The 14,153-nt window shown below is 59.7% G+C and carries 6 protein-coding genes; 2 read left to right on the top strand and 4 right to left on the bottom strand.

Annotated features, from left to right (window positions below; genetic code table 11):
* Positions 1-2: 2 nt before the first annotated feature.
* A complete protein-coding gene (locus NL114_RS16050; RefSeq protein WP_254821924.1) occupies positions 3-2,924 on the top strand; it encodes a helicase-related protein in 2,922 nt (973 codons plus the stop codon).
* 48 nt (positions 2,925-2,972) lie between these two features.
* Here the strand turns inward: NL114_RS16050 and NL114_RS16045 are convergent, their stop codons facing one another.
* From NL114_RS16045 to NL114_RS16030, 4 genes are all read right to left on the bottom strand, one after another.
* Positions 2,973-7,955, bottom strand: coding sequence for a sacsin N-terminal ATP-binding-like domain-containing protein (locus tag NL114_RS16045; RefSeq protein WP_254821923.1), 4,983 nt, complete (start codon positions 7,953-7,955; stop codon positions 2,973-2,975).
* Between the two features lie 340 nt (positions 7,956-8,295).
* The gene (locus tag NL114_RS16040; protein WP_254821922.1) at positions 8,296-8,463 is read right to left on the bottom strand and encodes a hypothetical protein; all 168 of its coding nucleotides are present in this window, start codon (positions 8,461-8,463) and stop codon (positions 8,296-8,298) included.
* Positions 8,464-8,631: 168 nt separating this feature from the next.
* Positions 8,632-11,586, bottom strand: a complete 2,955-nt coding sequence (locus NL114_RS16035) for a phospholipase D family protein (protein WP_254821921.1) — start codon at positions 11,584-11,586, stop codon at positions 8,632-8,634.
* Positions 11,579-12,925, bottom strand: coding sequence for a hypothetical protein (locus NL114_RS16030; RefSeq protein ID WP_254821920.1), 1,347 nt, complete (start codon positions 12,923-12,925; stop codon positions 11,579-11,581). The genes NL114_RS16035 and NL114_RS16030 overlap by 8 nt, the downstream gene beginning before the upstream one ends.
* Positions 12,926-13,229: 304 nt before the next feature.
* On the opposite strand from NL114_RS16030, the gene NL114_RS16025 reads away from it, so the two are divergent.
* Entirely contained in the window at positions 13,230-14,081 is an 852-nt protein-coding gene (locus NL114_RS16025) for a hypothetical protein (RefSeq protein ID WP_254821919.1), read from the top strand.
* Positions 14,082-14,153: the final 72 nt, after the last annotated feature.

The following is a 14,153-nucleotide window of genomic DNA, read 5'->3' as shown; positions in this document are numbered from 1 at the left end:
TCATGGTGATGGACCTCGAACCGGGCCAGCAGGTCCGCATCGACGGTCAGCCGGCGGAGGTCATCCGCACGTACAGCGTCGGCGATATCGACTACCTCCGGGCGTATATCGAAGACACTGGCGTGAAGACGGTCTCACTGGCTGACGTGACCGTCGAGCCGGTGACCGATCAGGCCGATACGCTGGTCGCACAGGCCGAGGAACTCCACCCACGCCACGAGGCCGTCGCCGCCGACCGGTTCGACCTCCGGATGGAGGCCCTGAATCTCACCATCGCCCACGAGCAGGGCCAGCTCCTCTCGATCTCGAACTCGCTGGTCCGGTTGGAGCCCTACCAGCTGGATTGTGTGAACGAGGTGATGCAGTCACTGCGACAGCGCTACCTCATCGCCGATGACGTTGGGCTGGGCAAGACCATCGAAGCCGGGCTGATACTCAAAGAGCTCCGGGCGCGGAACCGCGCTGAGGGCGTCCTGTTCGTCGTCCCCGCCCACCTGCAGAAGAAGTGGATCCGGGACATGGACCGCTTCTTCGGCATCGACCTGACCGTTGCTGACCGGGCGTGGGTCGAGGGCGAGCGCCGACGGCTCGGCGAGGCGGCCAACATCTGGGCGCAGGACGACCTGCAGCTCGTCACGAGCATGGCCTTCCTCCGGCAGGACGAGTTCCAGCCCGCCCTCGAGGAGGCCTTCTGGGACATCGTCATCGTCGACGAGGCCCACAAGGCCGCCGGCCGGGGCGACGACAGCTCGAAGACCGCCCGGATGGCCGAACGGGTTGTCCAGAACTCAGAGTCACTGCTGCTGTTGAGTGCGACACCCCACGACGGCAAGGGTGAGGGCTTTCGCTCGCTGATCTCGTACGTCGACCCGTTCCTCGTCGCCGAGGACCAGGACCTCACCCGGGAGACCGTGGATCGGGTGATGATCCGTCGGGGAAAGACCACTATCTACGATGATGATGGCGAGCGGATCTTCCCCGACCGTGATGTCCAGACCGTTCCGGTATCGATGTCACCGGCCGAGCAGGAACTGTATGACGGCGTGACCGAGTACGTCCAGGAGGTGTACAACCGCTCCGCGGAGCTCAACAAACCTGCAGTCGGCTTCGCGATGGCACTGATGCAAAAGCGGCTGGTCTCCAGCGTCGGCGCCATTCGTGAAACGCTTCGCCGGCGCCTGCGCGCCCTGCTGGAGCAAGGGGGCGCCGATGGCGATCTAAGCCAGGATGCCCGGGCCTACCTCGATGGTGAAGATCTCGAAGAAGACGACCGCGAAGCTGCCGAGCACGAACTCGAGCGGCTCACCGTCACCGAGGGCGATGCGGAGCTCCAGCGGGAGATCGATACGCTACAGGACCTCGTCGCTCTTGCCGAGGACCTCCCGGTCGATACGAAGGCTCGGAAGGTGAAACGGTATATCCAGCAGCTGTTCGACGAGCATCCCGAGGAGAAGCTGCTACTGTTCACCGAGTACCGCGATACGCTGGAGTACCTGCGCGGGGAACTCGCCGATCAACCCTGGGCTGATGAGATCCTCGTCATCCATGGGGACGTCCCGAAAGACGAGCGCCAGGCCATCGAGGATGCGTTCAATCATGGCGAGGAACGACTCTTGCTCGCGACGGATGCCGCAAGCGAAGGGATTGACCTCCAGCACAGCTGCCACATCATGATCAACTACGAGCTGCCGTGGAATCCCAACCGCCTCGAGCAGCGGATCGGCCGTATCCATCGCTACGGGCAAGATCAAGAGGTGAAGGTGTGGAACTTCCAGTTTGACGGCACCCGGGAGAACGAGATCTTCGAGCTACTCCAAGAGAAGGTCGAGGCGATTCGGTCGAAGGTCGGCTCGACGGCGGACGTCCTCGGCATGCTCGACGATGTCGACCTGGATGGGCTCATCATGCGCTCGGTCCGGAACGACGAGCCGCCCGAGGCGACCGCCGATGAGCTCGAGGAGCTGCTCGCCGAGCGCGAGCAGACACTGATGGAGTGGTACGAACGGAGCCTTATCGACCCGAGCACGTTCGACGCGGAGAGCCGCCGGCGCATTCAGGAGGTGATCGACGATTCCGCCGACGTCTTCGGGACGCCCGCTGATATCCGTCGGTTCGTGGAGCGTGGGCTCGAGTCATTCGAAGGCCGCCTCGAGAAGACGGGCAATCAGCTCTATACCGCCCATTTGCCGGCGTCGTTCAGTGCATCCGGATCGGCGACCGAACGTGGCCCGGTCACCTTCGATCGCGAGTTCGCTATGGACCACGAGGGGATCGAGCATCTCTCGCCCGATGATCAGCTGGTCCGGCAGCTCCGCGAGCGACTCCTCGCCGACGATCAGGGGCGACTTGGTCTGAAGCTCGTCCCCAGCGTCGAGCAGCCGGGGATCACGTTCGTCTATCGTGCGGGATTCGAAGACGGGACCGGTGAGCTGATTCGCGAAGAGCGGATTCCCGTATTCGTCGACCAGGCACAGGCCAACCCACAGCGCCCGGTGGGTGAGCAGGTACTACAGGCCGAGAGCGTCCATGCTATGCCCGACGGTGCGACGGTTCGGCAGCTCCTCACGGATCGCGACCGGCTTGAGACTGCGGCCGAGCAGTATCTCGCCAACGTCATCGATGCCAGCCGCGCCGAGATCCGCGAGCGTCGGTTGGTTGATATCGAGCAGAAACGGAGTGACCTCGAGGCCTATGCCGCCGCTGAACGCGAGCGCATTGAGGCGTTCATCGAGGACTACCAGTCACAAGCCGCCAGTGGCCAGGACATGGATATTTCCATCCGGAATCAGCGCCAGCGCCTCGACCAGCTTGAATCGCGTAAAGAGCAGCGAATGGCCGAACTCGAGCGCCGTGGAAAGGTTATCTCGCTCGCACCGGAGCTGGCTGGCTGGTGTCTCACCCTCCCAGTTGGCGATGGCCAGTGAGGTGTTGCCAGCCACACTACGAAGGATGTTCTGAGAGGCGTGCCAGGGTCAGTGGCTCCGGTCAACGAACACCACAACCCCGTCATGATCGAAGCCTTCTGTCTGGAGTTGGCCGATTAGCTCTGGCAGGCCGTCAAGATGGACCGTTAGGTCAACCGCTCGACCGTCCGGTTCGACACCGACCAGCTTCCAGTCTCCCTGGTATCGGCGATTCGTGCCAGCAGCTTTGTCGAGGCAGACACTCTGATAGACCGCAATTTGATTCCCCGAAAGGTGGACCTTTACCGTATCTTCTCTCTCTGTTTGCCCTGGCAGGGCCTTGATCTCGTACCGAACGGCCATGATTTCATCTCCGTCCGACTCCAGTCCGAGGAGATCGTAGCCAGCACCATCCCAAACATTCGAGATATGTAATCCATCTGCGAGGGCATCTAAATCACGACTTTCCTCCCACCCTTGCCGGCCCCGTTTCAGGCTTTTTGCTGTCGCCCCATTCGACGGAATCGCAGCCTCCAGCTTTGCCCAGGCTTGCTCAACTCTGCCCTCTTCCTGAGCTGTCTCAAGACAGGTTGCTGTTTCCGTTGTCACCTTCTTCAGTGCGGCTTGTTCTGCTTCCTCTCCAACGGCGCTCTGTGCGTGCATCCTGCTGGCGACATCGGACGTGTCGACAGTTCCTGTTTCGTCTTCTGATGGCCCTGAATCGGCCAACCTTGGCTGATCCCATTCCAGATCTTCTGCTGAGTCGATCCTCTCGACGGGGTCGTACAGGGGAGAGTACTCACTAACCTCATCCAGGAGCATCTCCTGGGTCGGAAGTTCCTCGTTTGGAATTGGTTCGCTCTTCAACCACTCAACAACTGCCCCCTCTGGATCGAAGGCAAGACGTGGACACCGTCGATCTCGAACGTACACCTCGAGATCTTCAGCGAGATCGGATTGATCGGTATCCTCTTTCCCGTCGGATTTGTGGAGATGGAGTAGGTATGGGAGAAGTCGATCCTTGATTTGGTCGAACCAGGAGTGCCACTCAGCCAGATGCTTCTGCTTACATGAGAACTGCGGCCGAAACGAGTCTTGGGTCTCGCTGAGTTCGAGTTCTTGGAACGCCTGGTTGATGCGATTCTCTGTGAGGCTCGATGATGCATGTGGCGCTTCGATGTCGTCCGGCCCCAAATTACAGAGCTTGGTAAGGCTCATCGAGTCATCACGGAGCTCGAGCCCTAACTCATCAAGTGCCTCTGTGACTTGGCGGCGAAGGTCAGCTTCTTCAGCTTCATCAAGTGGCTTGAAGAGTCGGCGATACGGTTCAACGAGGCTCATCGCATCTTTTCGCTCAGTAAATCGTTGGAGGCGCCCTTCGCCGTCGCCCTCCTCGCCGCGAGCTCGCTCGTAGTCGCCTAGCATCCTCGCAAATAGTGACCCAGCGCTCTGGCTGTCATCATCGAGCAGCAACCGTGCCAGTGGCTCGCCAAACTCGGCCAATGGTGGGAGTTCATGCTGACCAGGGGGCGTATCAAAGATAATTGCTGGGGGCCTCTGACTCCGGAAAAACGCATCATTGTACATGCTCCGGAAGCGGGTTGCAGTTCGAGTCTCGCGACCCAGCTCAACCTGGAATTCGATCCATGCATCGTGCACGTGCTGCACGTCTGCCTGCCGCCATCGTCGAGCTGCCTTCGTCGGATCGACGTTTATCTGATGGGTTGTCCCGGCTACCGCCAACAAGTACGGAATTGCGGGCTCCAGTACCTCGGCAAACTCTGTAACGAGCGTTGATTCTCCGTCCTTGTCGACAACTTCGTCACGGCGGACAGTCGGGATGACCTCGACTCCGCGATCCGATAACGGTGCAAATCCGGAGATAGTTCCCGAGCCGACAACTGCCGTGATGAGGCGGACGTCCGGGAAATGTCGGCGAATTCGCTCACGAGTCGCGTTATTCGTGGGAAGCCACGCGTCACCGTGATCAGAGTCGACCCATTCGAGCTGCCGCTCTTCGAGGGCTATCGATTCGTGCGTCGGTGCATACGTCAACAAGGGTAGCCCAGTGGTCGGTGATTCGTCAGCGGATTCGCGGGCGATCGTATTGAGAAGCCGATTGAAGAGACTGATAAGCCCCTGCCTTGCCATCGGTGTTCTCTGGACGACGTCGAGATTGAGTTCCCGGAGTTGGCTCAGGAGGTGGATTGCAGGGGCTGCCCCATCCTGACTGAGCGTGTCCTCGTCAGTCCCCGGGATGGCTCCGAGAGCCTCAAGCAACTCTGTATCATCGGAGTCGCGCGGCACGGTCCAGAGAACCGCAGGGAACTGTTGCTGCCGGCGTGATACGATCGTCAGCCGGTTCGGTTCAATCCGACCACCTCCCTCGTTGCCTACTTTTGGCGGCCGTGCCTCCGTTTCATCCGTTCCAACAGGATACCACGGTCGCGTTTGTAGCGCCTCAAGGAGGTCCGTTCTGATCGCTTGCTCCCCGGTCTCTCTGGCGGCCTGTTCTGCGGCGACCAGTGGTGCCAGCCAGTCATCCCACGCTGCTCGGATTCCCGCACGCCACTGGTCTGCTGTATAGGTTGTGTGCGTTCGATCAGTAGCCGGAAGCTGTCCAAGCGTAGGCCGTTTCCCTCCACCCTGACCGGCCGCTGCTAATGCCGGTGGGGCGTCTCGTGGCGCGACCTTCCCTCGTTCGCCCCCTTCAATAAGGGTCAGTTTCGGCGCGTCAGCCGGCGTTTCAGGGGCGACTCCAAGGAACTGGAGGAAGTCATCGATATCGATCGAATCGGGAAGAGTTCCCAGCCGGTGATCGTCGATTTCCTCTCGGGACAGTTGCCGTGCCGGTGCCCACTGGTTATTCTCCGTGGGGAGGAATAACGTCGCAATCGAACGCCCGGCCCTCCGCGCATCCTGGGGATAGAGCTTTCCTTCGAGAACCCGCCACCCTGTCTTGTATCCATCTACGTCTGCGGGCGGGTTGCTATTCCCGCCGAAGTCGGCACGATACAGGTCCGCGGCGAATCGGATCAGGCCGCGCTGCTGTTCTGCAGCTACTTCCGGGTCGGAGGCTAACGGCTCGTATCTCCCTCCATCCAGCGAATCCGGGAGCTGCCGAAGCTCTGCGAGCACCTCCCATCGCCTGAATCTACTGGCGCCAAGCGGTTGTGGAGGTCGGTTTTTGAATGCCGACGGGAACTCGAACGCCGTGACTGCACGATCGGCTTCACGAAGTGCTGTTGGAAGTGTAAATGACGCAGTATCAGTATCACGGATGAATAGGGTCTCAGAGTGCCGCTGTGCTCCCCCACCTTCTGCCACGGTACTCCCTTGTGGTGCCAGCAGCACGGCTGGCACCTCCACTTCGGCGCCAGGATTACGCCGTTCAGTCACGGGAGCGACGTGGACTCCGTGCTCTCGAAGAGCATTACAAAGGGCCGTCGCAGTCTTTCGCCAATTCTGGCTACTGTCACTATAGGTAGCGAAGCGATCAACCCAGCCTTTCGAGGCACGCCAGAATTCGTTGTACGTCTCGATAGGCCAGCGGTCCCGAGATGAGAAATATGAATCCGCTAATGCCGCCCATCGATCGTACCGATCCGATGTCCGGCTGTGGGCATCCTTGAATAGCAGTGACGCGACGTGTTCGATTGCTACCTTTGCGGCGGCAGAGGTCCCGGAATGGGGGTTCAGAAACCTCCAGAGGTCTGCTCTGAGTGTCTCATCTGCTGAACCACCAGCACTCTGCGCAGTTTCACAGTCAACCCATTTCCAATCGATCGTTGCTGGCTCAATTTCGGGCGCCTGGATACCTTTCGTGTGGACGTGCTGCAGAAGTTTCAGCAGGTGCAGCTCAGCAGCCGCCTCCAATAGCGCTGTATTGTAGTCCCCGACAAGGTCATCATCCAGTTTCAGTCCCGTCCGATCAGTCCGTAACTGAAAGTCACCGTGGAGATCTACTCCGAACGGCCCGTCGACCAGCGTAGGCAAATACCCATATATCTGTCCACTCCGGGAACAGGCTGCGCGCTGCTGTGGCCCCCGCTCTGGGGGCCAAGCGACTGCTGCACCCGGTGCTGACAGCTCATGTTCAGCCTGTGCGGCCAGCGAGTACAGCTCCGGGGATTGCCAGTGAGTAAGCGACCATCCCTCATCGGCCTCTGCGGTCGAGGTTTCTGGCCAAGTCCCCCGCCGGAACGCATCATCTGGTGTCTCGAACTGCACGTCGAGGTTGCGTCGGTCAGGGAACAGTCCGACAAAGAGGAGATGGCTTGATTCGAACTGTTGGATGGAATCGATCAGGGACTGGTAGTGTTCGTCCCGGATGGGAACTACAACAGCAGTTTCAACATCGTCGAGTCCAGCGATCGGGGCCGGAGAATTCTCCGAATAGATCGGGAGCGGGAAATGAAAGCTCGGACGTTTCTCACCATCTTCGAGCAGTACTTCAGGTAGTTCCAGTAACTCTCGGAATCCCTCCCCAACAGCGGCTGTCTCCATCCGGCTCTTCCAGGTCGCACTACTGATCGGTGAGTGCATCTCCAGGCCCCACCACCCTGGCTCGTCGGCGAATCGACTCCAAACACGGACATGGTCGCCGAGCGAAAATACCGATCGGAATCCAACCCCCTTGTTGCCGACGCTCTCCTCAGGTGACTTATTCGACACGTGCAGGGTGCAGAGAGCATTGAAATCGGGTCGCTTCCCATCCGAAGTCTCAGGTGGATCCTGATAGTCATACTCTGGATCTGCGCGCAGAGGGTCGCCGTCATTCGTCACTACGAGCGCGGGCTGGTGGTCTGCGTCTTCCCCTCCGATAACTCGTACCCGTACCGTCGAATCGGCACGATCGAGGGCATTCTGGAGCAGTTCATACAGAACCCGGCCTGAGTACTGTCGCCGTATGGATGCTTCATCCTGCAGCTGTTGGTATGCCACTTCCCCGCTCGTTTCCTTGAAATGGCGGTAGTGGTTCCTGAAGACAGCCTTCAGATCCGTACTAGTGGGGACGCTACCTGGCGCACTCGACTCGCTGGTCTCTCTCACAGGTTCCCCCGTGCAGAATCCGGTGATAGTACTCCATTGACAGATAATCTCTTCAGATGCCGGCCATCACTCCAGTCCCAGTAGGTGCTAGGACTGATTACTTGATCGTTAGATGACACCTCCAATTTCGTGTCCCCCCGTAGACCCATTATCATCCTCTAGTAGTCAATGGGGAAAAGCGAAGTGGCAAGTCAGAACTGGATAATCGGGAAGTGGACGCCTCGATAGGGCTGATCGAATTGATGAACATCTGTAGCGTTGATCCCCTTCTGAGCTTCTTGTTACAGCACGCTTTCCCCATACTCTCGAGGACGGTCAAGCAATTGGGGTTCACTGGTCGTTACTCTCCATCTCCCGTCAACATATCATGCACATTCTGGTAGTGCCGAACGATGGCGTCGAACACTAACTCATCGTCGGCGATCTGAATCATCTCGCCGAACTCATGACATTCGGTCTCATCGGCGTCCGGGTCGACAAACGTTGAGACCGTCGTTGTTCGCCGCATTTTATTGACGATAGATATTCCTGGAAGATATAAAGCTATTCCTCGAGCCCATAGCCGGAGGCTTCCCATCGAGTCACTCACCGCTTATCATCGCGCAGTGGCCCGGCTGCTGTCGGAGAGCCACTCCATACTCCCGGCGCCGCTATCTGGGTCCACGCCGTACGAGCACTACCCCGTCGGATACGGTCCGAGATGCAGGACCGTGGTGTCGAGCGCTTCAATTACGAGCGTCGTCGCCGTTCGCTCATCGACTCGGAATGCGGGATTCGCCTCGAGATAACTCTCTAAGTCGTTTCCATGAATGAAGTCTCGATAGCGATCAAGGCTGGGCAGTTTCGTGCCTGGCTGATCGGCAATCGGGACGGCTTGTCGCCGCTTGCCAGTCGAATCGGTGATGAGCTGCTGGAGGCCGTTCGATTGTCGATCATATGAGAGCTCCGTGCTGAGCGCGGCCGAACCATAGGTTGCTGGCCCATTCGCGATCGAGCACTGCAGGAGCAGTCGGGTTGTGTCCCCGACATCGAGATGGCGCCCAAACAGCGGAATCAAGAATAGCTGCTCACCACTATAGACGGGATACCGCTGTGACGTGTCGTAGCGGTCATCGCCGACTGTGACGCGCATCTCGATCGAGCGGTCTGGCCCCAACACGACACTCGGCCGAAGGATCTCATCGGCCTCGAACGCGAGCCAATTCGCGTGGGCATCCGCGCTGAGCGCATCGAGATCGATCGCAGAGACAGCCCGTGAGTCAGGCGTGGCGCCGCTCGCGAAGACCTGCTGATTGACCTGGAACTCATTCGGCGGTGTATGGAAGGTGACTGCGTGGCCTGCAAGCTCGGTTGTGAGGGAGCCACGATAGACGATCCGGCTGTGGGCACTTACCGGTGTGATCGTCTCCTCGAGCGACATCCGTGTCGGCGGGGCGTACGTGCCGCCGCGCCGGTTCCAGTCAGCCCCCAGCTGAATGGCATCCTGCTCGTTGAGCGCCGCAATCTCCGGTGGCGGTGTAATCCCAACGGGGACCCCAGGTGTGATATACGCCTCGGCAGTGTCGGTGTCAGTGCCCGCCTCGGAAAGACGGGGGTGGTGGGAGAATTGATAGGTGGGATCCCGATGCAGGGTGCGTAATTGCGTAGCTGTGGACGAGATCTCCGGGGGACACTCCACGGTCACCTGCCGGGGAGCCTCGTCATAATACGCTGCGTATGGCTCTTTTAGCGTCGCCGTGACGGTCTCGCCGGCGACCGAACTGTCGACGAAATACGTGAGTCCCTGGTCCGTGGCCGCATAGCCGAGCCAGTCAATGGCACCAGTTTCCTCGCTGGTGAACACGAGCATGTCATAGTCCAGCTGGATCCCCTCGACAGGCGTGATCGTGATTTGGCAGAGCCCGCCAAACCGGTCGGTCTCAATCGCCGATGCAGAACTCGCTGCAATGGGCGCGTCGGGGAGGTGTGGCTGTGCTGGGGCCACAACAGTGGGCCGAAACACGCGCGGCTCGCCATCGAATTCCTGTCTGATTCGCAGTGTGTCGATCTCCGGCACGGAGGGCCATTCACCAGCCGCTCCTCGGATGATGTGCTCGTCATTCACCACGATTTCAGCCGCCGTGATCTCCCGCGTCTCCAACTCAGCAGTCACAGCCTGGCGTGTTTCGTCGATCGACCCGGGTGTCACCAGTTCGTCCAGTCCACGATCCGAGAGGGTATACTCGATCGGCCGGCAGCGGGTGGTTACGGCGAGCTGAATCCGATCGATCACCCAGCCCGGGTCAAGCTCACCGGGGTCGAAGTCACTCACGAATTCAGTCCCCTCCCGGACAAGCGTCGTTGGTTCGTGCCGCGTGTCGGTGCCGGCCACCTCTCGAAGGAAGATCGTCGCTTCGAACGTTGAGAGCGTCGGCTCAGTCGATGCCCAGTCAACGACGATGCCTCGCTTTTCGACCCGCAGTCGGTCTGTCAGGCGATCCAGGATCGACGACTCCGTAAGCAGATCCGTCATCGATTCAAGCCGCTCAACCGTATCGAAGTCAGTCTGGTTCGGCCGTGAGTAACACCGGCTCAGTTGAGTCCCAAAGAACTCGGCGAGGGGGGCTGCGACGGTTGGATCTCGGACCCACAGCCCGAATTCGAGCTGGGTGGCACCTGGCCGCCAGGCATTGGCAGTCAGGTTTGCCGAGGTAAACAGGAGCTCTGTGTGATCCTCGCCCTGGTGATCGGTATAGGAGAGCAGGAGCAGCTTGAAATGCGCAAAGCCAGAGCGAAGTGTCTCATTGCCGGGGAGTGTCTCACCAGCCGTCCCCGAGGCTCGTGCTTGGAGATCGACTGATCCGTAGGTGTGATCCAGCGCGTCGAGTTCCTCCTGGCTCAAATACGTCGACTGACTATCGACTTCGGTGATTCGACAGGTCCGAATCTGAATGTGGCGCTCGTCAGGCGGGATCTGTTCAGGGACGGCCTCAGCAAGGAACTCGACGCCGGATTGATTCACGAACGGGGTGTAGTAGGTCAGGGAGACCGCTCCGTCGGCACGGTCCAATGCAGTCTCAACAGCTGCATGCAGGCCGTTTGGCCCGGGAGTTGCACCGTTCGTGAGGGCGATCGGCCCCGCCTCACGAGCGGTGTTGCGATAGTCGGTCGCAAGCGTCGGTTCTGAGGCGGTGAGGACCCCCATGACAAGTGCCAGGACTTGCTGGAGGAGGCTATCTGTCGTGACCGCAGCTGGGTCACAGGTTCCATCCTGGAGCTCCTCCAGCGACAGCGACGTGTCCAACGGCGCTTCCTGAACGACAGCCCATTCCAGAGTATCTCGCAGCGCGCTCGGCGTGAGATTGAACGACCCCACCCAACAGCGAAGCCGGTCTTCGCCCCACATGAGGTAGCATTTTGCATGTGAGTCGAGATACTCCCAGGAGAGATTCGGCTGGTCAAGGCCTTCGACTGTTTCCCCGACGCTGTCTGGTCCACAAATGACGACCTCGTCATCGGCAGCGAATCCCCGCAGGTAGTCTGCGTCGACACTCCACGTCAGGAAGAGATATTGGGAAAACCGCTCTGTCTGGAGGTCATCCTGAAACTCCTCCTCAATCGCGCCGAGGATCGACGGGGCCGATTCACTCATGGGTGGCCTCCATGAGTTCTGCTGCGTAGTCTTCCATTGACCCGACGCCGTAGAATGTCGCCGACGATTCAGTTGACGGGGACCGAAGCACCTTGTATGTCTCTGGCGCGAACTCGAACGGCTCCAGAACACCACGATCCGTGAGCAGGTCAATGAGCAGCGCTGCTGGTGACCGGCCTTCGGCTACGCCTCGCTCGAGGATCTCAAGCACTGCGACGACATCCTCATCCTCCCCTGTGTCCGCATATCGCTCGATCAGCCACGGGAGATACGTTTCGACTGGCGCTTGCCAAGCGACGAATCGTTCATATTGATCAATCGGCAGGTCACCGCGGCGTTCCTCGAAAAACTCCTCGACAGCTTGGAGCGAGATCTGCTGGGAGTGCTCTGCAAGGAGCTTCCGGGCGATCGTCTCCGCTTCGGCCAGGATGTAGTTTACCTCATAGACAAAGCTCGTCTCGATGATCTCTTCGCTGATCTGTGGATCGAAGGTATACGAATAGTGCGTCGCAGCTCCCTCGATGAGTGCCGTCGGTTGCGCCCGGCAGAGCGCGAAGATCTCCCGGACCGTATCTGCATCGGTGTGGTCCGCCCCGAGATAGCCGAAGAAGATGAACGAATGCAGCATTCGGCGCCCCTGTTCGAATTGCTCAAGCAACGAAAAGAGGGCCGTCACATCGGCCTGAGTGATCTGGACCGTGTCGTTTGCCAGTGCTGTGCCCTCGGGCGCGGCGGCCGCCCACAGCATGTTCGAGATATCGAATGGCTGGTCGATCGGGGTGGTGTTATGCCCCTCGTGCAACGATTGATTCGCGTTGAAGATCTCCCCAAGCACTGTCGTAAACGCCGCCAGAGACGCCTCGAATCGAGCCTGCTCAGTTTCGTACTCTGCCTGCACTGCCGGCGCTAGTTCGGCCTCAAAACGTGCTGCGAGATCGATGTCTGCCTCTTCACACCGAGTCCGAAGCCAGGGGGCGATCACCGCCTCGACGAACGCTTCCCCATCGACACTGGCTGGCGCATCCGCTAGCGCGTCCAGTTTCCGGACCGCCGTTGCATAGTGATCGACCCCGGAGGGTTGTTTCGCAAAGATCCAGCCTTTGGTGATATTTCGCCCCGGGATATTGCTCGCCGATTCATTCGCATACACCAGCAAGAGTGAATAATAGAGGGCTCCAGCGGCTGGTTCGATCGATCCATCAGACTGCTCCACCCACAGTAGGAGCTCCGACTGCGCTGTGGGATCCAGCCCCTGTGCTTTGAGCCAGAGGCCGTATTTCACCCAGAAAAAGCCGTACATGATCATGCCGACGTTGGGTGTGGCGTACTCATCGAGCATCCGTGGCCGCAGTAGCTGGCTTCGCTCCCCGCTCGTGGGCTGCCCGGAGAAAATATAGCGCGGTCCCGTCACAGTAGAACTCCCTCAGCCTCGGCGGGATGAGGATAAATAGCTTCGGCTGGCTGGTGTGCGAGCGGATAGCTTCGTTGTGTGGTGCTACTTCTGCATGGCTCTCTGGGACTACACGGCCCTGACCGACCGCCGAAGATCACGATCCAGCATCCCTCTCAACACCGGATAACGAACCGGGGGCGCAATCACGATGGGTGCAAGTTACTAAGTACTACCGCCCGGAATCATCCCTGTGCCCGTTCTTCACAAGCGAGCCGGTGGTGGGGGATACTACGTCAAGGGCCGATTGGATGGGGGGTTTGTCACGCTACAACTCGTCCAGCCGGCACAGGCCTTGCTCAATACTCGCCTTGGCTACGAAGACGGTGACGCGATCCCGTGGAAAGTGATGACACCACTCTGTATGCTTGGGCATGCATACAGCAAGAGTGGTGGGGGACCAGGAGGTGATGCGACCGGGGACGATCTCTCGACGGCGGTGCAGAAGCTGTCGGCGGCACAGAAGCGGCAGCTTCGGAGTTATCTGGCCTCCTATGAAGGGTATACACCGACCGAACGGGACTGGGTCAACAAACACGTCTTCAATGGGCAGGGGCGAGTCTCGCGGAACCAGCTCACCGAGCACCCTGGAGCAAGGGGGGAACCCGATGACAAGGTAAAGGAGCTCGCCTCGATCTGGGATGATGTGACAGCGGGGAGTGATGATGCTGACTCGACGATGTCGGGGAAGGAACCAACCACCCGCTTCGACACCGACGCTGCGACTACCGGCTCGGCAAGCGTGTCGTCCGAGGGGACATTCGATCCGACCGGTGTCGATGTGGGATCAATCGTGGAGGCCCCCGTCGATCGAATCAGCAACGGTGGGAATGTAATCGTCGAGTTGCAGGGGCGAGGGCATCTGAATCTCGGGACGATTCCAGCGGTGGAAGCGGGTGATCGTGTGCCGGTGAAACTCGTCTCCAACGCTACGGACGGTGAGGTCGAGGCGGTGCATGTGGCAGCGGCCGAGCGGACTGACCCCGGACCGGATGATGCTGGGTTGTGGCAGTCGTTCGTCAGCAAGCTGCGAGCTGTGTTCTAAGCTCGTCGGCTGATCGGCCCAGGTAGAGTAGTCATCTTACCGGAATTTTCAGCCCAGTACTTGTGCGCTGCT

Source organism: Haloglomus halophilum, from assembly GCF_024298885.1.
In the GTDB taxonomy this organism is placed as follows: Archaea; Halobacteriota; Halobacteria; order Halobacteriales; family Haloarculaceae; genus Haloglomus; species Haloglomus halophilum.
Note: the sequence above shows the minus strand (reverse complement) of the source record. Positions and strands in the feature narration are given on the sequence as shown.